The 20,325-nt window shown below is 59.9% G+C and carries 11 protein-coding genes and 1 pseudogene; 8 read left to right on the top strand and 4 right to left on the bottom strand.

The window, feature by feature from the left end:
• The first annotated feature begins 1,016 nt into the window (after positions 1-1,016).
• The 5 genes and pseudogenes from RIC54_RS10180 (at position 1,017) to RIC54_RS10160 (ending at position 11,565) form a co-directional block, all read left to right on the top strand.
• Positions 1,017-2,384: a site-specific DNA-methyltransferase gene (locus tag RIC54_RS10180; RefSeq protein ID WP_350095799.1), complete on the top strand. Its 1,368-nt coding sequence runs from the start codon at positions 1,017-1,019 to the stop codon at positions 2,382-2,384.
• Positions 2,381-3,325, top strand: coding sequence for a DUF5681 domain-containing protein (locus RIC54_RS10175; RefSeq protein ID WP_350095797.1), 945 nt, complete (start codon positions 2,381-2,383; stop codon positions 3,323-3,325). The genes RIC54_RS10180 and RIC54_RS10175 overlap by 4 nt, the downstream gene beginning before the upstream one ends.
• A gap of 471 nt (positions 3,326-3,796) precedes the next feature.
• On the top strand, positions 3,797-8,833 hold the full coding sequence (locus RIC54_RS10170; protein WP_350095795.1) for an SIR2 family protein: 5,037 nt from the start codon (positions 3,797-3,799) through the stop codon (positions 8,831-8,833).
• Between the two features lie 88 nt (positions 8,834-8,921).
• A pseudogene (locus tag RIC54_RS10165) lies at positions 8,922-10,125 on the top strand (IS3 family transposase).
• A gap of 468 nt (positions 10,126-10,593) precedes the next feature.
• Positions 10,594-11,565, top strand: coding sequence for a hypothetical protein (locus RIC54_RS10160; RefSeq protein ID WP_350095793.1), 972 nt, complete (start codon positions 10,594-10,596; stop codon positions 11,563-11,565).
• Here the strand turns inward: RIC54_RS10160 and RIC54_RS10155 are convergent.
• From RIC54_RS10155 to RIC54_RS10140, 4 genes are read right to left on the bottom strand one after another with little or no spacing between them, the layout of a single operon-like run.
• Positions 11,555-12,289, bottom strand: coding sequence for a TfuA-like protein (locus tag RIC54_RS10155; RefSeq protein ID WP_350095791.1), 735 nt, complete (start codon positions 12,287-12,289; stop codon positions 11,555-11,557). The two genes, RIC54_RS10160 and RIC54_RS10155, sit on opposite strands and share 11 nt — an antisense overlap.
• Positions 12,286-13,572 carry a YcaO-like family protein gene (locus RIC54_RS10150; protein WP_350095789.1) on the bottom strand — a complete coding sequence of 429 codons (1,287 nt, stop codon included), beginning with the start codon at positions 13,570-13,572 and terminating at the stop codon, positions 12,286-12,288. Before RIC54_RS10150 ends, RIC54_RS10155 begins: the two co-directional genes overlap by 4 nt.
• Before the next feature lie 39 nt (positions 13,573-13,611).
• Positions 13,612-13,986 carry a hypothetical protein gene (locus RIC54_RS10145; protein WP_350095787.1) on the bottom strand — a complete coding sequence of 125 codons (375 nt, stop codon included), beginning with the start codon at positions 13,984-13,986 and terminating at the stop codon, positions 13,612-13,614.
• Positions 13,987-14,028: 42 nt separating this feature from the next.
• A complete protein-coding gene (locus RIC54_RS10140; RefSeq protein WP_350095785.1) occupies positions 14,029-15,879 on the bottom strand; it encodes an AfsR/SARP family transcriptional regulator in 1,851 nt (616 codons plus the stop codon).
• 392 nt (positions 15,880-16,271) lie between these two features.
• On the opposite strand from RIC54_RS10140, the gene RIC54_RS10135 reads away from it, so the two are divergent.
• The 3 genes from RIC54_RS10135 (at position 16,272) to RIC54_RS10125 (ending at position 20,288) form a co-directional block, all read left to right on the top strand.
• Positions 16,272-17,681, top strand: a complete 1,410-nt coding sequence (locus RIC54_RS10135) for a S8 family serine peptidase (protein WP_350095783.1) — start codon at positions 16,272-16,274, stop codon at positions 17,679-17,681.
• A 1,051-nt stretch (positions 17,682-18,732) separates the two neighbouring features.
• Complete coding sequence (locus RIC54_RS10130) at positions 18,733-19,149, top strand: hypothetical protein (protein WP_350095781.1); 417 nt, start codon at positions 18,733-18,735, stop codon at positions 19,147-19,149.
• A gap of 134 nt (positions 19,150-19,283) precedes the next feature.
• Positions 19,284-20,288 (top strand): hypothetical protein, encoded by a 1,005-nt coding sequence (locus RIC54_RS10125; RefSeq protein ID WP_350095779.1) that lies wholly within the window; start codon positions 19,284-19,286, stop codon positions 20,286-20,288.
• Positions 20,289-20,325 lie beyond the last annotated feature (37 nt).

Below are 20,325 nucleotides of genomic sequence, written 5' to 3'. Positions count from 1 at the left end.
CGCACGAAGCCCAAGTTCGATCACGCCGCCTCGGCCGCGGAATGCCATTGAGCGAATGCTTCGCCGCGGAGGGTCCGATGGGCGCGGCGCGACGTTACCGGCTGCGACCGGCGTCCGCCATGAGTTCGTGTGACAGCGCCGGCAACAGGCCACGTTGTGGACCGCCCGTGTGGACAGTCGGCGGGTAACCCGTCCTTCCGGAGGCTCCGAAGCCGAGAATCTCTAAGTCATTGAACTACTTGATGGAGCGATGGCTGTGCTGGCAGGCGAGTGCGAACCCTGCTCTGGTGTCTGGTCCCTGTTACAGGTGGTAACAGGGAATTTTTGGTAATTATCGCCTCGTATTGTTCTCCAGAAGTGCCGCAAGGCGCTGATTTCGTGACCAATTCCGCGATACTTCCCTGTGGCGATAACAGGGAAGTTCAGTGCAGGATCACGGAACATTGCAGGGCTGAACACGCAAATCGCTGATCTCAGCCAGGAGCGGCCTGCAGGATATCTGGACGACGGGCAATTCGCCCGCAGCCGAGCGCGACCCGGTTCTCGTATAAGCGGCCTCGGTCATCCTCAGGCGCTGGTTCCTGGCACTTTTGCCCTCGATGTCGAAGCCTCAGCGACGAGTCTTGCCGTCTGCGTAGACCCGCAATTCGGGGTCAGAACGGTAATTTTCCGCAGGCTGATCGTCCCAATTGGTCGATCCAGATCCCGGTTGTGGGTCGGATAAATTGATGGATAAACCGGATGATGGTGGGGTGGTACCGGCAATGGGCCAGACGAATTCTTCACATTTCGGGATGGTGATGAGAATATCCCAAATGAGAACTGGATATATTTGCATGATAATTTGAATACACCGGGATTAATTAAGACTATCGGTGTCGTGCTGCGATTCTGTATTTGAAAGATGCTTGTCGCTTCCCACAATAACAGCTTCAGTGATTCGGCGGCGGAGAGCGTTCGGTGCATCGCGTCGCTGATCAACGGCACGGCAACAGCGGTTCTATGGGGTTGGGTCCATGAACGACGCATCATCGAGCGGGAAGGCTCGGATCCGGTCCATCCAGTCGGTGGATGAACGCCTGGTCTCGGAGTTGCGGCCCTATGCCGGCAACGCCCGGACCCATTCAAAGCGTCAGATCCGCCAGATCATGGACAGTATTGCGAGGTTCGGCTTCACCAACCCGGTTCTGATCGGCGACGACGACGGCATCGTCGCCGGCCACGGTCGGGTCATGGCCGCGGAACGTCTTGGCATGACCCATGTACCGACGGTCCGTCTGTCGCATCTGACAGCCGCCGAGCGCCGGGCCTATGTGATCGCCGACAACAAGCTGGCGCTCAACGCCGGGTGGGACCAAGACCTGTTGGCGATCGAACTGCAGGGTCTGATCGACCTCGACTTCGATCTGGAGCTGACCGGGTTCTCGCTTGCCGAGATTGACCTGGTGCTGGACGGCGCGAGTGAGCGGGAGGTGCCTGGCCCGGACGCGTCAGCCGATGCGGTTCCAGCACCTGGTGGACCGGCAATCAGCCGATTGGGGGATCTGTGGCAGTGCGGGCGCCATCGGGTGCTGTGCGGCGATGCGCGTTCGGCTGACGACTACGCCAGGCTGCTGGGTGGTAGCTTGGTCGATCTCATCTTTACCGATCCTCCCTACAACGTGCCGGTCCATGGCCATGTCAGCGGTCTTGGCCGGGTCCGCCACCGTGAGTTCGCCATGGGAGCGGGTGAGATGTCCGATGTCGCCTTCACCGCCTTCCTGGAGGAAACGCTGGGTGCCGCTGCCAAGACCTGCCGGGACGGGGCGATCGCCTTCGTCTGTATGGACTGGCGGCACATGGGTGAGTTGCTGGCGGCGGGCCGGTCGGTGTTCACCGAGCTTAAGAACCTCTGTGTGTGGAACAAGACCAACGGCGGCATGGGCACGTTCTACCGCTCCAAGCATGAGCTGGTTTTCGTGTTCAAGGTCGGCGATGCACCGCACACCAACAGCTTCGGCTTGGGCGACACCGGGCGGTATCGCACCAATGTGTGGGACTACCCCGGGATCAGCAGCCTGGGTGCGGACCGGGATGCTGAGTTGGCAATGCATCCCACGGTCAAGCCGGTCGCGTTGGTGGCGGACGCCATCCGGGACTGCTCCAAGCGCGGGGACATCGTGCTCGATTGTTTTGGAGGGTCGGGTACGACGCTGATCGCGGCTGAGAAGACCGGCCGCAAAGCCCGGCTTCTGGAATACGACCCGGCCTATTGCGACACCATCGTGCGGCGCTGGGAGCGGTTCACCGGCAAGCGGGCAACGCTCGCTGCGACCGGAGAGGCCTTTGAGGATGTCGAGGACCACCGGGGGGGCCGCGCAGAGGCGACGGAGCAGGTGGCATGAGCGACAAGCCCAAGGCTCTTCGATCGAAAGGCGCGCACGATGAGGACGCCGATCGCAAATCGCCCGAACGATCACGGGGCGAGGGGTACGACGTCGGCTATGGCAAGCCGCCCAAGCAGACGCGCTTTGTCAAAGGTCGATCGGGCAATCCGCGCGGGCGGCCGCGCAAGGTCAAACCGCAGCCGATAAAGCTGTCCGACGCGCCGTCCGACACGTTCCTGGAACGGGAAGCCTACCGCGTCGTTACACTGCGCGAGAACGGTCAGGCGATCGAATTGCCTGTCATGCAGGCCGTGCTTCGCTCCATGGCCATGGACGCGATCAAGGGCAAACGGCTGTCACAGAAGTATCTGTTGGAGCATGTCGCGCGGGCGGAAGAGCTTCATCTGCAGGAGAAACTGCAGACCTATCTGCGCCTGGACACCCTGAAACGCGACGGTGAGCGCCTGCTTGCCGACCGTCAGCGCAAAGGCCTTCCGGCTCCTGACCTGCTGCCGCATCCCGATGATATCGTGCTCAACCCGAGGACGGGGCAGGCCTACATCAACGGACCCGCCATGCCGGAGGATGTAGCGTTCTACGATCACAGTGTGCGGTTGCGGGACTACTGCCTGCTGCGCGCGGCGCACGCAAGGAAGGGTCATGGGAGACGCTCAACAGAGGGCAACGACAACGATCGTTGTGCCTACATGATCCTCGCGCACCTCCTCGATCACGCCTTGCCGCTCCGTTTCCGCTGGGGCGAGCACGACGCGCTCCGCCTGATCCTGGAGTATCAGAGCCTATCCCGCCGTGAACTCGAACTGCGTATTGCCGCTGAGCACAGGCAGCTGGAGACCACGAAACCCCGATACGAGATGCTCGCGCCCGCGATGGAGAGCGAGGTTGAGCGGCTGTTCCGCAAAGGCTTCGCGGCGGAACATTCTACTCTGCAGCAATGAGAAGTGCCGGCCGCCGCCCCGCTACTGCCATGAGCGTAGCCAGTCCTGGGCCGAGATGGGTCGTGTGACGACCCGGACTACTGGCCCTGAGGCATGGTAAAATCGGATCTGAAGGCGGGTGACACGGTGAAGTTCTCCCGGCCGTAGCACCGTCACCCGAAAGGGTGGTGGGGGCACTATGCGGGGTTACTGGGAGGCCCCGCTCCGCCTTCGCTCTATGGCCGTCCGACTGCGCGTCATCTTCTCCATCCAATCCTGTCCCTGTCGTCGACGGAAACAGCTCAACCGGCTGTTAGGGCTTCCGGGGCCAGCTCTGCGTGTCAGTGCCCTTGTCAAAGGTTAGTGTACAAAGTCTGAGGCGCACCCAGTACAGTAAGCGGTAGAGCTAACGCCGTTCAGCAATCTCTTGATTGCAACCAATATACGAAGTCTACTCCTCAGCTGACCACAGGCTCAGACGGGGGGCGCTCAATGTGGACCTACCGGCATCCGTTCCGGCCGCTGGAGATGACGGCCGATTCCATCGAGTACCATGGCCGCATCGCGCTCTACCGAGCCCTGAATATCGGCCGCGTGGTAGCATTCACAGGCGCTGGGGTTTCCAGCGCATACGGCCGGCCGACCTGGGACGCACTGGTTGTCGCCGGCGTGATTGCACTCGGGAAGATTCTCGAAGACGTCGCGATGACGGACCTGCCGAATGCTGGTCTGGTGGCGCAGGCGGCCGAATTGCTGGCCACTGTCACGCAGACAGATCCAGACAACCGATCGGACCTGAAAGAGATTGCCGAGGCATTGAGCGCCCTCGCCCCGAACACGACCATCGGCGATGCCGAGCGCAAGACGGTCGTCCTCGCATTAACCATCCATGTCGCAAAAGCGGTCCGCCCGACGAAGAAATACGGGGCTCCCGAGGCCTTCGTGCGTCGGGAGGTGGCGAAAGCCATCTACAAGGACGAGCACAAGCATGCGAGTGACAATGCACCAACGACTAGTGATGATGAAGAGATCACTTACGATCCCGATTTTGACAAGTGGAATGATAGCTACTCTGAGTATAGGATACGCAAAGCGATAACGGGGGAATCTACGACAGAGAGAGCAAGAAAGAAAAAAGAAAACCGAAGAGATGACGGTGTCATTCGAACTCTATCCGCTCTGCTCAATATTCGTCGATTTCTGACGCTGAACTACGACTTGGAGATCGAAAGAGATCTTGTCGACCGATTTTCGCTTTCCTTAAGCGATTCCGGTCGACGCCTCGCCTCGCTGATAGAGAGTCAGTTGGGAGCTTCCCTCCCCCGGGACAGCGAGCAAACACGCGACGGGAGAAGGCAAAGAGCCGAAGAGACTCGGATCATCACCGAGGCCTCTTCGATCGAGACCGTTGCCCGGGTTGCCACGATCGCCGAGGAAACCATCGGCGAGATGATCAACTTCGCCGCACATCCGACGCGTGCCCGGGCGCAGGTATTCCATCTTCACGGCAGAGTAGACGATCCGACGAACATGGTGCTCAGCGAAGACGACTACCTTCGTCAGTACCTGCGCGACGATCTCCGCCGGCGGACCTTCCACGAAGGCCTGAATACCCTGTTCCATGGGAACGACATTCTATTTGTTGGAATTGGTATGTCCGAACAGGACATTCTGAGACCTCTGCGACAGTTCGTAAGCCAGGAGCGCGCGCCAGACTTCGATAGTAGGCACGTCTTTGCACTGATGTTGCGGAGCTGCAATGAGAGGCTTTATGAAGATGATGTTCGGAAAGACGCTGCAAAGACAACTAGTTACATGGTTCAGTACGGGGTTCACGTCATTCGCTTTGGCGACTTAACTTATTGGAAGCGCAGAAAAGTTATAGAGGGAATTATTGAGTACTTTAGTAAAAATAAAATATCTAAGAAAGAACTGCTCGAATTTAGGAAAATTATTACTAAAGACAATTGCCCAAACCGCGACTGGAAGCTATTTCACACTGATGATATGAACGAATTAATTGACGAGTTTTCCGATCGTGCTTGTCAAATATTGACCTTAGGACGGCAAGGAGGTGGGGCGCATCTAGAAGCGCAGGGTATTGTTGAAGCAGCGAACTTGATCCTGGGCCGCCTGATGACAAACGCCCTAAATCAGATCCTCCATGACATAGCCAAGGGTCAGCGCCGTTGGTGGAAAGATTGGCAGAGGATTCCCGCACACAGAAAGGCACAATTTCAGCATAATTTTGATTCAAAACATCAAGTAAATAATATTCCTCTTGTATGGATGCGACATAAGCCGGATTATCTAGACCATAGTTACACAAAATATCAAGATACGGCAGAATGTCCTGCGCGAGTTCTCGGAACAAAGGTTTATGATTATCTGATGTCATTAAAAAAACATGATTATGATTTGTTTTCTACGGGCCGTCGGGTAGCAAGTGTCACTATCCCACGGGGCGGTGGAAAAGGATCGTTGACGCACTATCTTTCAATAAACCACAAGTATGCCGATATATTTCCATTTTCAGAAGATGCAACTTTATCAGAACGCTATATCGGGGCATTTATTGGTCATTTGTCGTTTGTAGTTGAATTTAATTCAGTTATTGAAGCTCTGAATGGCTTTTTTACTGAGCTGTGGGGCCATTTGGTTACAAACAAAACGATCAAAACGACCCCCATTCATTTGAATAGACACTTTGAAACAATTCATCCGCTAGATATTCTGCGCGTTCATTTGCGCGCGGCGGCAAATCTGAAGCAAGGTGGTCAACTAAAAGGTAAACGTGTATTTATCTTGCTCTACGGCGTAGACCGATTGTGCAATGCCGAAGGTGTTGCGATGAACGCGGCTCATCGTGCTTTCTTTAGGACGTTGACAGGATACGGAAAGTATCGCGACGACGAGGACGTGCCGGACGCACCGATCGACATTCTGTTTCTAACTGGCCGCGAAGGGGTGCCCGTCCGTTACACCACTCCCATTCTTCCTCGACATCGGATTGCTCGGCAGGATCGTACCTCCGACGAGTATAGGGTCATCGGCAACACCGGATACTATGAGCGGGTCCCTCCCATCCTTCCTGCCATCCCTTTGGAGAACCGGGACTGGCTCAGAAAATCGCTCGGAGCTGAGCCCTTCGAATGGCTTAGCCGGCGGTTCGCCCGGGAGATTGGGGGGTGGCCGTCAAAGTCTGCCCCGGTGCTTTGTGAGTTGGTTTCGACCGATGTTGCGCTGAGTGCCTGGGTCTTCAAGGCGTTCGCCTCATGGGATCGGTCGGACCGGGAGGCCCGGCTGGAAGAGGCCGAGACGATTGCCTCCAGGGACGGCGTGAAAGGTCTCATTGGGCTGGTATTGGCGACCCACGGCCGCAGGCGCAGCCGGGCAACAGCGATTCGTGCCGATCTCATCCTGAAGCATCTGTCGCTGTTTCCAATTCCGGTCGAGCTTCTCGTCCTCTACGGCTGTCCGGAGATTCGAGATCACCTCCGAGCGGACACTGGCAACGGACAGCCGAAGCGGAACAAGCAGCTTGGCGCTCTGCATGAGGAACTGCAGGAACTCACCAAGCAGCATCTCGTTATTCGCATCAAGCCACGGGGCCATGCAGCGCGGGGCGTGGGCGCTTCTCCAGAAGCAGCAGGTTCGATGCCGCAGTCCACTGGCGAGCACCGAGAGATGCCATGCGCTGACCGCATCCATTACCGCTATACCGTGCACCCGCGGATTCGCGAGTATATGAGCCACCGAATGGACTTCCCGTTCCCCGACCGGGAGGACGCGGGGCTTTTCCGAGTGTCACTCTATCCCTACCAAGGACGCGAGCGTCCCAAGGCTTCCCGGATCCACTACACGCTGGTGCGCGACATTCTGCGCTATCAGATCGAACGCTCCCGCAACACGATCTGGTGCCTCTATCAGTTCGACCGAATTCTGAAGGCGGCCCGGGCGGGCGGAGAGGATCTCTCACCAGAGAAGAAGGCAGAGCTGGGTGCGGACTGGAAGTACCTTGACCAGGGCTTGCGGCGGCGCCTGACAGTCCCGAGCAAGGGTTCCGAATCGAAGAAGGATCACGCTTTTGAGGATCACTTCGCGTCGATCCATGCCGTCACCCAGCGCATCCGTGCCTGCTACAGCCTGCTGCGCGGCGGATTCTCCGTCGGCACGATCAACCAGATTAGCGCGGAGGAGAGCGGTCCGAAGACCGACCAGCCTATGGAGCGGTACCATGGCTGGCTCCGCTCGCTGAACAACCTAGCGGTCTCGCTGTCCGAATTGCAATCGACGATCGACGCGTTGGTTCGCGACACTCCCGGTCCAGGTGGGGATCTCGAATCCCCACTCATCGCAGAAGGTGAAGAGTCGGCGGAATTCCTGACGTATCTCAACAAACATAGAAAGTTGACTGACTGGCGTCGTGGCGCCTCGGAGACCGTCGGCCGATGGCATGAGGTAAACGTCTTGATCCATTGGGCGACCGAGACGTCTCGTCCGGGAAAATTCAAACAACCTCCCATTCCCAGCAGAAAAACCTCGGGTTCGCTTCGCGACCAGCGCGTCGGTCGCGCAGTCCCTTTTCCACTGTACAATGACGAGCTCGGCTGGATGCAGAACGAGCGCGGAGTGCTGGCCTATGCCCAGGGGAATCTGTTCGACGCGCTGCCGCTGTTCGAGGGCGCGCTCCGCATCATGCGACACTACGAACAGCCGGCGCAGCCCAACCCGTCGCGTCACAGTACCGAGCGACGGATTAAGCTGAACCGGGCTCTCGCCCGGATCGACCGCGGCAACCTGAACCAGGCCCGCGCCGATCTGGTGGAACTGCTGGAAGAGCTCAAGGCGCCGTGGAGCTCGCAAAGCATTACCAGTCGGCTTGCGGCGGGCTACATTGGCCTAGTGGATCACCTGTGCGGCTCCCGCGATGCGGCGCTCAAAGCCTATGACCGGATCCTGGAGTTCGCAGAGGGCGAAGAGAATCTGAGGGTGGCGGCGATCTTCCATCGCCACAAGGCCGACCTCCTGCGCTCTGCTGGCGAGCTTGACGCCGCGAAAGTCGAAGCCCTGAAAGCGGAGAGTGCCGCGCGCCAAGCGGGCCAGCAGGGTATGCTGCACCAGGCACGCCTGTCCCACTCCAAGATCCTCATGACGAAGGGCGAATGGGTCCGCGCGCAAGGGCTGATCCAGAGCGCGCACGACTATGCCGAGGACCTCGGTATGCCAAAGGTCATGGCAGAAGCGCTCGAGACCGGTGCCGACCTCATGTACCGGCAGGGCGAGACCACCCTCTCCGGGGAAACAGCCGCCCGTGCGGTGGCGCTCGCGACCGGGAATGGTATGCGGCTGCGCAAGATCTCCTCACTCGAGATCTTGGGCAACGTGATGATCAAGCGAGGTCAGCTCGAGATGGCGCGCGACGTACTACGCGAGGCGAAGCTGGAGGCGGAGCGCTGCCGCTACCAGAGCCGCGTCGGGTCGCTTACCAATATGCTCGCGGACCTGAAGGACGAGTTCGAGCTTTGAGGTTCGATGGTGAGCTACTCCCCGGAAATTGGACGGTGACGGAAGCTACAGTGTGAGGTGTGCTGATCTTCGAGAGAGGAGATCAGAGATGTCGAAACGCAAGCAGTACAAGCCGGATTTCAAGGCCCGCGTCGCCCTTGAGGCGCTGAAGGGCGAGCAGACGATCGCGGAGTTGGCGAGCCGGTTCGGCGTGCATCCGGCGATGATCCATCAATGGAAGCGAGCCTTGCTGGACGGGGCCTCGGACATCTTCGAGCGTGGCGGCGGGTCGAAGACCCCGGAGGTCTCAGAGGAGACGGTCAAGGAGCTGCACGCGAAGATCGGTGAGTTGGCTGTCGCCAACGATTTTTTATCGCGAAAGCTCAAACCCTGGACCGGGAAGTGAGGCGAGCGATGGTGGACCGATCCCATTCCCTCCTCAGCGTGAGTGAGCAGTGCCGTCTGCTGTCGATCCCGCGCTCGACCTTCTACTACACGCCTCGGGGCGAGACGCCCCTGAACCTGGCGCTGATGCGCCGGATAGACGAACAGTTCCTCGAGACGCCGTTCTATGGCGTGCGCCAGATGACCTGGCACCTGCGGGCCGAAGGCCATCCGGTCAACGGGAAGCGGGTCCGTCGGCTGATGCGGCTGATGGGCCTGATGCCGATCTACCAGCGCCCCAGGACCAGCGAGCGGGCCAGGCAACACAAGACGTGGCCGTATCTGCTGCGCGGCCTGCGGATCGAGCGGGCCAACCACGTCTGGTGCGCCGACGTGACTTATGTGCCGATGCAGCGCGGCTTCCTCTACCTGGTCGCCATCATGGACTGGGCGACACGCAGGGTTCTGGCCTGGCGGCTGTCGAACACACTCGACGCCGAGCCCTGCGTCGAGGCCCTAACCGAGGCGATCGCTCGGCACGGACCTCCGGAGTTCATGAACACCGACCAGGGCTGTCAGTTCACCGCCTGGGCCTGGACCACAACACCCTGCGTCAGGCCGGTGTGCGGATCTCCATGGACGGCAAGGGCCGGTTCCTCGACAACATCTTCGTCGAGCGCCTCTGGCGCTCCCTCAAATACGAGTGTGTCTACCTGCACGCCTGGAGCGGCGGCAGTGAGGCCCGCCGCGGCATCGGCGCCTGGATCGACTTCTACAATCGGCGTCGTCCCCATACTGCCCGTGCCGAGCGAACACCCGACGCCGTCTACTGGCAACATCGAACCCTGGAGCAACCCGATCAGCGAACCACGGCTGTAGCTCAAACTACCCCAAAATCTCTCCAACTTCCGGGGAGTAGCTCATGCTGACGGGGAACACTTTACTCAGCCACTTCCATGCACCATCATTTGCCGATGGGGAGCGCAGTATCTCAATCCAATCGTGTGAGACACTATCCACCACTCGAGGTGTCTATGCGGAGAGGCTATTCGGAAGCATTGGGGCAAGCTCTCAAGTTGCTTCCGGAGAGGGGTGTTGCTCCTGGAACGCATCCTCCGCCGATCCGACCGCACCTCTTGAGCAGTGTTGACGGAGATATCCGAGACATTGCAATCGCACTTTCGAAGAATGTCTTCGACAAGCCGTTCCATAGAACCCGATATGTGGAGATTCTGAAGACGCTTCCGGATCGAGCCGTAATCCGGCTAATTGTCGGCAAGGGTCGAGTTCAGGCTGCCGAAAGCTTGGCCCGTGACGCTGGGATTTACGATCGCACTCGGTATGTCGAGTGTGACTCCCGCACAAACCCTCAACCCTGGACGCAGGATCCGTTCCTCGTGGTCACCGACCTCGAGGATGACAGACATTGGCTGCTGGAGCCCACTCGACACGTTCCAACTCTGCTCAACATCTATCTTGAGTACGCCGATATGCTCGCCGCCGATGATGCAGATCTCGAGTGCCGTGAGACGGGTGCTATCTTTCAGGGCGGCAATACACTGGTCTCGTCGCTGACGACGCTGATTGGCGCTGACGACGTGGCCAACAACCTCGCGGTCTTCGACTTTGGCTCAGTCGACGACCAGAGGTCATCTAGAGCGGCGGCTGTCACCAAACATCTCTCGGCCAGTTTGGGCTCCGACCGCCCCATCCGCTTCGTTTCGTCAACGACACTGCCGCGCGTGAACCAGACAGAGACTGTCTGGCGCGACGGCGAGGAACTCGACATCGAGCACCTTGGCCGAAGGGCGACCGACAGCGTTCAGCCCATCTTTCACATTGACTTGATTATTTGCACAGCGGGTCAGGACAAAGAGGGAAGAGAGATCATACTGATCGGCTGCCCTCGCTTGGCAGATGAAATCCTTGGCCTGGAACGGCCGAGGGATTTCGAGGTCTGGTGCGCAGCTCTGGACGAGATTGCGACGGATCTCGAATCCGATGGCTTCATTGTGATCCGTAATCCGCTGCCAATCATCTTTATCGAAAGCGGTCCACGCCGCGGCGAAGGCCGAACCCCGTACCAACGCTGGTACATGGCCACCGCCAACAACGTCCTCGTTCAGAGCGGCGGGAGTGCCAACATCGTCTGGCTCCCCAGCTACGGCCACGGCGCGTGGCCCGAGCTCGCGGCAACAGACGAGAAGAACCGCGAAATCTGGAGGAAGCTCGGGTTCGAGGTCCGCGACGTCGGTGACTTCCACCCGTTCGCGGAGCTTGGCGGGGCGCTCCACTGCATCGCAAAGGTCGTGCACCGCGATAGACTCCCGTCCAGAATCGCACCTGGCAAGAGCGGCGCTAAAGGCTGACGGTTAACGCTTTCTGCTTAATCCTGATCCAGGATGCAGTCTCCGCCATGCGCCAGTCAGACCGGTCACCAGGGCGATCAGGTGCATCGAGCAGCCACTGAAGTGCTAGAAGGGCATCGTCTCGTTTTGGATCGCGTCGATGTACCGTCAGCCAATCCAGCGCACGTTGCCGTACAGGCCCCTCTAGAGTGTCGAGAACTCTCGTGAGACTGCGCTCTCGATAGTGGACCTGCCGAACCTTCGCGATCATACGCGCTGCCTGCTCCTGCTCTAGTATCCCGAAGACGACCATCGCCAGGAGATTGCTTTCGATCGTCACGAGCGGCTCCGAGAGACCGCGGTATCCGAGTTCCGCAGGACCGTAGGCGAGGGCTACCGCATCATCAGCGTCGAGTTCGCCCGAGGCATACCGCGCGTAGATGGTTCCGAGCCCCACCATGCCAAAGCTTGCGCACTCCACTGCTCGAAGTGCGCCCATGCTGGCAGCGCCGACGATCCTTATCCCCAGCGACAACGCATACAACAGTTCCTTATGGTGTACCGACTCGGTCGAGCCGAACTGACCGTCGATGAGCGCGACTGCGACCGCACCTTCCTCCACGGCGCGCAGTATGTCGCCCCCGGTGGCCGGCGGACGGACGGCCAGACCCTCTATCCGGGCACGCCGAACGCCTTCCTGCCCGGCGGCATCCGCCAGACTCGGCCCCACGTATGCAACCTTCACTCGACCTCCGTTGCGCGTCCGGCGCCGACCAGCATCGACTTCAAAGCCCTCGCTCCGATCTGCCGTGCGCCCGCAGTCGGATCGGCTTCAATGCCCCGCACGATGACCCGCACCACGAATACCCCCAGGGATCTAGACGCGGCGGTTTCAAGAGGAACCACAACGACCGGCCCGAGTCCGACATCAGCCAGCCGAGAGACGACCCATGTGGTCCTCTCCTCGATCGAGCCCGATGTACAAAACCCCACGTCAACGCTGCGGGGTGAACGCGTTTCTGGGGCCTCGAGCAACTTGCGCAAAGCCGCGGCCGCCGGGCCTTGCTGCCAGGCGAAACTCTTTCGCGTTAGGTCGTCGCGCGCGCCCGCGATTGTGACGAGACGGGCTTGTGCGGCTTCGGTTATCGCCCTCACCACGGCTCGACGCGGATCCGGATGGCATCCATATCCGCCGAGCGTCAAACCGGCGAATATCGGCGAGCCTCCGCAGCTTGTGGATGCTTCTCCGATTACTGCGAGATAGGCGGGTACAGCGAGATCCGGAGCCGTGACATCGAACAAGCGGAGGACCGCTGCAGCCGCGCGTATCCGCCCCACCAAGTCGTCGACCGTGATGTCACCGAATTCCTCAGGCCGCACTGCCGACAGGCCTCCTTCACCCCCAAGTCGCCAGAGTGCGATGGCATCCTCCTCGACGCACTCGCACAGCGCGTGGAAGATGGCTTCCGCTCTGGAGTTGCCCGAGGCGAGCCCATTGCTGCCGACGTGGAAAGCATCGGCGAACGGCTCCGCCCGTCCGTCCACTCGCTGATCGAGCGTAACCAACCTCCACGGGGCCCAGATCGGGCGCCCGTTTGAGAGGTCAAGGCCTTCGACCCAGTCAATGACAGCTTCTTCGGAGAGCATCCCGAGTGAGCAGCGCTGAAGGCCATCGAACTGCAGCGCAGCCTCGGACGTTCCGAGACTTCGCACTAGATCCGCCCTGCTGGTTCGGACAACCTTGATCTCCGGGCGCTCCGCAACATCATACTCGACCGCTTCCATGACGGCAGAAGCCCTTGCCGCTTCGTGACTTTCTCCCTTGCCGGCCGTTACCGAGAGCGACCGACCATTGGGGCGGCTCGTCGACCATACGGGGATACCGAGCACGTCCAGCCCTGTCAGATCGGCAAGCCTCGTCACGCCAAAACGGTGGATCTCTGGAAGCACCCGGGCGATCGTCGTAGAGGGCGGCTCAATGCGGTCGGCGCCCGCACCGAGTAGTATCGTTCGGCTCATACCGGCCATTCACGTCGGCTCATACCGGCCATTCACGATCGTCTTTGATCAACCGTTATCGAAGACGTTGAGTTCCTGGAGTTTGTCACCCACCGGTCCGGTCTCGAACCCGACGAAGCCGCCACGCATCGTGGCGAGATCCGCGAGCCGATCACCAACGATCGCAAGGGGAGCCTGATGAGAGAGGTCGCTGCCCTCTTGAAGTTGATTCAGGATTTTCTCGGCGAAGGGGCGGCTGTCTTGGTTGAAATCCTGCTCCGTAAGTGGTTCGCCATCTCGGCGGAGATGTAGCGCCAACAAGGATGCCACGGTGCTTTCTGGTACTTCGATAACTTCAGGCGGCTCGCCCGGCTGCATGGTTACGAACCAGCATGGACCACTCCCATCGACGGCTCCGATCAGGGCAAACTTCAGATCCGGCATGTCCTATCTCCTCCTAGTCCGAAACGGGCTGTGTGTTGTCGTTCACCGAAGGCCGGCGAGGCGCAATCCGGCCTCGTGGCGCTCTCGTTGTTCGGCGTGTCGGTTTGGCGCCATCTCGACGGACCAAGCCACCGAGAAGAACGGATTCCACTCCATCACCTTCTCCGAATAGCTTCGGGCAATCCTCTTCTCGCCCAGCATCGCCCAGCTCGCGGCGCGGCAACTCAGAGCGACATTGGGAGTTGCAAGTTTGTCGAACGTCTCGACCGCCAGTTGATAGCGCCCGCCGAAGAAGTACGCGGACGCCAGAATCCAAAGTCGGTTCTCCCGACTGATGCCGCCTTTGTCGTATGCGACTTTCAGTGTCGAAAGAGCCTCGTCGAGACCCATCGTGTGACATTGGGCATCGGCGAAGTCAGCGAGGAGGTCGGGATTGTGCGGATTGAGTTGGATGGCCCGCTCGAACAGTTCCATCGCCTCGTCGAACTGACGGCCATATAGTTTGGCGTGTGCCAAGCGATGGATGCCGCGGAAGTCTCTAGGGTCCAAGTCGACGCATCGCTCAGCCGCCGCAATTCCGTCTTTGAGAAGTGGATTGCTCGGATCGCCCCGCAACAGCCACTCGATGACGTAGCTGCGCGATAGGCCGCTCAATGCCGGGAGGTAGTCGGAATCGATAGAAAGGGCGGCGCGAAATTCACGCCGACCGCGTCGAACGCTCGCGAGATCGGCTTTGTGAACTTCTTCGAGACCGCAGAGATAGTGATGATATGCGGTGGGAGAATCCTCAGAATGTCCACGATCCCGCTGACCTGTCTCGACTTCAGCCAGTACATTCTGTGCGACCCAGCCGACTCTCTCCTCGAACGCCCCCCGATCGATCTCGAACGACCATAGTACAGTTGCGGCATCCGGACGGTCTGCGCGCGGCATGAAGGCTCGTCCCGCAATGCGTCCAATACGAGTCCAAGAGAGATCGACAACGTAATCGACATGCGGGAACGTTGACGCCACTACTCCGAAAGCTACCGGAAGCGGTTCGACCAAAGTCCTGACAGTCCGCTCAGATGCCAGCGCAGCCGCGAGGTGTTCGGCTGCGAATGATAGTTCGGCGGCACGTGTTTCGGACCACTTCAACGGATCTGGATGCTGTCGAACGCGAACAAGAATGATCGGGGCGTTCTTTCGGACGCCTCCTAAAGCACGGCCGACCATCGGCTCCCCGGACGATTGCCGCCGTTCGGCCACCGGCGCAGACAGAAGTGCCTTCGTCTCGGCCGACGGCTCCACTTCCACTTCGCGGGCCAGGATCTCCCGACAGCTCTCGAATGCCCTTCGTGCAGATGCTAGATCGCCGTCATTGAGGTGTGCGGAGATGACCGCCTTCCAGGCATCTTCGTTCGTGGGTTCCAGTCTCAGTGCGAATTCGCCGAACCAACGCCTCACTTCGGGCGACACATGATCGCCGACAATTCGAAGACGTGCTGCGGCCAAACCGCGGGCGACCAGTTGGCGTCGCGTGTCCAATAGCCAGGAGGCAAATGCACTGTCTTCTCGACCACCCCGGTCTTCGCATCCCTGAAGAAGGACGCCGGCCCAACAACCGGCCAACCTCTCGCCCGCGTGTTCCGCGCCAGGCTCCGTCAGTTCGAGGAATTCACCGACGTCGGATTGCACATCGGCGTCTGCTAGCCGACGGTATCCGTCCTCCGACACGATCCAATCCGTGCCCGTCGTACGTGACTTGATCCGCTTGCAAAGCTGCCGAAGGTTCGCGCGCGCTGTTTCCTCCGGTGCACCCTCCCACAACATGTCGCACAGCACCGACACAGACACCATTCGTCGGGGGGCCGTGGTCAACAGTGCAAGGAGACGGTAGGCCTTGTCCGGCACACGACAAGAAATACCCTCCACCGCAATGGAGGGCGGTCCAAAGAGCGACGCATATACCCGCTTTGATGAGGCACTAACGCAAGTCGTGCCAGTCACTGTAACCCCCTCTGCCTATTGTCGCTCGCAGTAGTTTTGCAAACCTCGGCAGATCTCCGCGTTTAATTGTATTACTTTCAGAACAATCGGCAACCCCTATCGTCTGCAGCCAGTCTTCGAACGCGGGAGAACTTCTGTTCTCCCGATGGCAGCGGCACCAGTCACGCCGGAGTCACGCATCCTTTGCTATCGCGTTGGGGTGTACGCGGCTGAGATCGCCGAGCCCCAAGTAGCGGAGGTAAATGATGGAAAAGCGAATGAATTCAACGATGAGATACGCCACTCTGGCGACAGCCATGGCCATCTCTCTGACAATGGCAGCAGAAGCTTCTGCGAGCTGCACGCTCGTGAACGCGGTCGAGATCGCGCGGATCAAACAGAACGGTGGAGCGAGCGCGAACCTCGCCATGGCGGGTGGCAGCACATCTGAACCGAAGGTTGACTTCGTTCCGGGAGAACTGATCGTCCAGTTCCGAAGCACTCGAGCGTCCAAGTCATTCGCGCCGAGCAATCTGAGCGCCCGAGTTCTCGAAAGCAGCCTCGATCTCATGGAGGTCACCGACCGTCCACGACCGCCAGGCATGAAGGTCTTCCGGATTATCTCATTCGGAGCCCTGTCGACCGACTCCCTTCGAGCGGAAACGCTCCGGATCAAATCTGAGCTTGAGCAACGTGAGGATGTCGACTTCGTCGACCTGAACTACATCCTGCACGCCCAGGCGAACGAACCGAACGATCCTTGCTACGCCTTGCAGTGGCACTACTGGAAGAGTGCGACCCACACTCCGAAGTCCGCGCCTGGCGGAATCGATCTGCCGACGGCATGGCAGACGACCATCGGCGGGCGGCGGGTCGTCGTGGCAGTGGTCGACACCGGACAAGTCTACGGTCATTCGGACAACGATCCTGCGAACCTCGTACCTGGCTACGACATGGTCGACCTGGATGCAGATCCGACGGATGCCGGCATCGGCACGGGCTACCACGGCACACACGTCGCCGGGACCGTCGGCACGCTCAGCACCGACAACGCCGGTGGAGCCGCTTCTGCGAACTGGCAGGTCAGCGTCCAGCCGGTTCGTGTGCTCGGACCGACGGGCGGAAAGCTGACTGACATCACCAACGGGATCCTTTGGGCTGCAGGCCTTCCGGTTGAGGGGCTGCCTCGGAACGAGACCCCCGCAAACATCATCAACCTGAGCCTCGGAGGACGGCTGAGCTGCGTCGTTACTCGGTCCCTCCAGAGCGCGATCGACAAGGCCCATGCTAAGGGGGTCCTCGTTGTGGCCGCGGCAGGCAACGATGCCGTCGACGTAGACGGTTACACACCGGCAGGGTGCGACAACGTGCTTACCGTCGCCGCCGGCGATGCGAACGGTGCGCTAACTTGGTACTCAGGGTTTGGTGACAAGGTCGAGATCTTGGCTCCGGGCGGCGACCTCCGGGCCGACGCGAATGGCGATGGCATGCCTGACGGTGTCTTGAGTGCGGTCAAAGGCGGCTTCGCACTCTATCAGGGCACATCGATGGCAGCCCCGCATGTCTCGGGAATGGCGGCGCTCTTGCTCTCAGTCGAACCTGGCCTGAGCCCTGCCAAGATCCTGGAGCGTCTTCAACGGGCCTCATCACCTCGCTCGACTGACCAGTGCCCCAAAGCTTGCGGGTCAGGGCTTCTGAACGGGCGGGTCTTCACGTCCACGAATTAAACGATCGCCGCCGCAGTCGTAGAAGCGGCTGCGGCGGTACTTCAGTCCCAACCGACACCGGGCGGCAAGGGTGCGGATCGAGGTATCTCAGTCCCCGAGTAACGACTGTGATGCCAACGCCCAGAAACCAATGCAAGCGCGTGAGGCAGCGATGAATAACGGATGTTGTATCGACATTCTCGAATGGCGGCCGATGAGAGAGGGCGAAACGCTCGAAGGAGACATGATAGAACTCGAGAAAGCAGCCGAGCTACTCGGCGCGGATTCGAGCTCGGTTTCAGGTCATCTTCTGGCTAGTGGACTTGCGAGTATAGCATATTTCCCCGTCCCGACAACGGCCGCCGACCGCCACGTCTTGGACGTCTTCGAGGCGGAGAACGACGCCATCGGTGGCCAGACAGGGTATGCCCGGGTTCCGTGGCAAACGGGCCGCGTACTCATGCGGATCAGCCTGCCGAGGCGCGGGGTGTGGTACACCCTACGGTACCGATGCAATTGCGATCGGCAGACAAGTCACCATGCAGTCCGGCTTCGCAGCCGCTGATAAACATTGGACTAACGCCCAGACATCGTCTCGACGGGAGCGGTTCCCGGCCTGATCCGCAAGCAAGCGCGCGACCGCCCGGGCGCTCCAGTCCGGAGCGGGCCGGAACTCCCTGCTCTCGGCTCACCACGACTCGCTGGGCAATTCATTAACCGCAGTCAGATGACAAACCAATTCCTCGAGTTTGCACCAACTTCGGGAGCGCGCAGGCCGACCATTGCGCACGTCGCGGACGGGCCGTTCCTCGCGCGTTGCTTTCGTTCTTTCGCCCGATTCTCCCCTTGGTTTGCCAGCGATCCGGCAAAGACCAAAGAGGACCATCAATCTGCATCTAACCTCCGCTGACACCAGTCACGCCAGAGTCACGCCCGACCCTTTAAGACACTCGCACCGTCCTGAAGCCGATAGTTCACCTGTAAGCAGGGCGAAATAGAGGAGAGAACCATGAGAAAATTATCAGCATTTCTTGCCGTTACACTGCTTGTGACGACAGGAGCCTGTGCGCGAGTGTCGGTCGAGCGAATCGCGCATGACGACGAGACCACCGTCGGTATTCGGTACTACGAACCGAAGATCTATCTCCTCGTCACCAAGAAGGTGGACAAGGAAAACAAAGTCGAGTTCGCGCACCAGTTCATCTATCTGCCGGACTACTCGCGACCCTACGTGATGAACATGGAGCCAGGCATCGGAGTCGCCGAGATGAAGCCGCGCCTCGAGAATGGCTGGAACTTGACCGGCGTCGACATAACCCAGGACAGCAAGGCCGCCGAAACGATGACTGCCGTCGGCTCGCTGATCAGCGTGTTCATGCCATCTGCCGCCGGCAACCGGTCTCTCGAAGAAGGCCTCTACATGCTCGAGTTCGACCGGAGAACCGGAAAGCTGACCGGCTTCACGCGCGTGAACGCGATCGTCCAGTAAGGGCTCTCCCTCCTGCATCGAGCAGGCCCGAGCCCACACCAAGATCTTCTAACGCACGCCGGTTGTGTACCGGCAGATCACCCGAAGGACACGTCCCCGAGCGCCGCCGGGATCTCTGAACGAGGAGAATCGATATGGACGACACGACCCTGAACGAATTGACAATGAACTGCGAGTTTCTGCTCGACCGGACCGGAGACGGGATGGTCGAGGAGTTCGAGCCATTCGCCGGTGAGGAGATGCTCTTTCCGGCGAACGGGAACAAGGCGAGCTTCCAGGTGACGCTGCGCTACGGCGATGGTCGACCCGCGCCGGGGCGTCGAGTAACGTGCCGTTCAGAGCCTGCTTCGCTGATCGCTGCACAGTGGCGGGACGTGAACCATCTCGCCCCCCGATTTGAGCGCAGCGAAGCACTGATCCGCGATCGGGTCGCACAAGCGATGGTTCGCCTTGGAGCCAGGGTGACGCCCACGGTCGCGACGACCGACCGATCTGGAGTCGCGACATTCACCGTTGAGGCATTTCACGTGTGCGGCAACGACGCCGCGGCCGCTGCTGATCACATCATCGCCAACTCCGAGGCGGGCGAGAGCCGTGCCCTGATCAAATGCGGAGTCGCAGGTCTCGCTGCACTTAGCGACAGTCCGGGTTCGGGGCTCACGACATCCGGTCTTGTCGGACGTCACATGCATCCTGACGTGATTCGGGTCCTGCAGGCCATCGGCGCTGCGTGGCAACAGGTTGGAGGTAAGCCTGCGGGAATGCCGAATCATATTACGGTAACCGGTGCAACCATGCGCTGGGGCGGCCTCAATCCGCCCCACTTGACGCATCGCTTCGGCGGGACCGCTGACCTCCGTCCCATCGGCACCCGAGACGCGCCGGTAAGTGTCAGCGACCCGCACTATCACCGGAGGGGAACTGAGATCCTAGTAGACTTTCTGCGACAGACCGGAGCGACGGCGATCTACTTCGCGGAAAACCTCCCGGGCGTTACGAAAGTCGACGCGGGCCACCGTGACCACATCCATGCAAGCTGGCTCAGAAACCCTCTCGAGCCGTGGTTGACGCGCCTCAGCGCAGAGTCCCTGCGGCGGATTTTGGCCCTTGACTTGGTGATGCTTGAGAAAGTTTCCTAGATTGAAAGTGGTCAGCTCCCTTTCGTCGGACTCGCTC

Origin of the sequence: Thalassobaculum sp., assembly GCF_040219215.1 — a bacterium.
Lineage (GTDB): Bacteria > Pseudomonadota > Alphaproteobacteria > Thalassobaculales > Thalassobaculaceae > Thalassobaculum_A.
Note: the sequence above shows the minus strand (reverse complement) of the source record. Positions and strands in the feature narration are given on the sequence as shown.

What these genes read in the sequence shown, in the direction of transcription:
- RIC54_RS10125 (WP_350095779.1), top strand. Translation starts at nt 19,284, where the DNA reads ATGGACGACACGACCCTGAACGAATTGACAATGAACTGCGAGTTTCTG.
- RIC54_RS10180 (WP_350095799.1), top strand. Translation starts at nt 1,017, where the DNA reads ATGAACGACGCATCATCGAGCGGGAAGGCTCGGATCCGGTCCATCCAG.
- RIC54_RS10145 (WP_350095787.1), bottom strand. Translation starts at nt 13,986, where the DNA reads ATGCCGGATCTGAAGTTTGCCCTGATCGGAGCCGTCGATGGGAGTGGT.
- RIC54_RS10175 (WP_350095797.1), top strand. Translation starts at nt 2,381, where the DNA reads ATGAGCGACAAGCCCAAGGCTCTTCGATCGAAAGGCGCGCACGATGAG.
- RIC54_RS10135 (WP_350095783.1), top strand. Translation starts at nt 16,272, where the DNA reads ATGGCCATCTCTCTGACAATGGCAGCAGAAGCTTCTGCGAGCTGCACG.
- RIC54_RS10150 (WP_350095789.1), bottom strand. Translation starts at nt 13,572, where the DNA reads ATGGCCGGTATGAGCCGAACGATACTACTCGGTGCGGGCGCCGACCGC.
- RIC54_RS10170 (WP_350095795.1), top strand. Translation starts at nt 3,797, where the DNA reads ATGTGGACCTACCGGCATCCGTTCCGGCCGCTGGAGATGACGGCCGAT.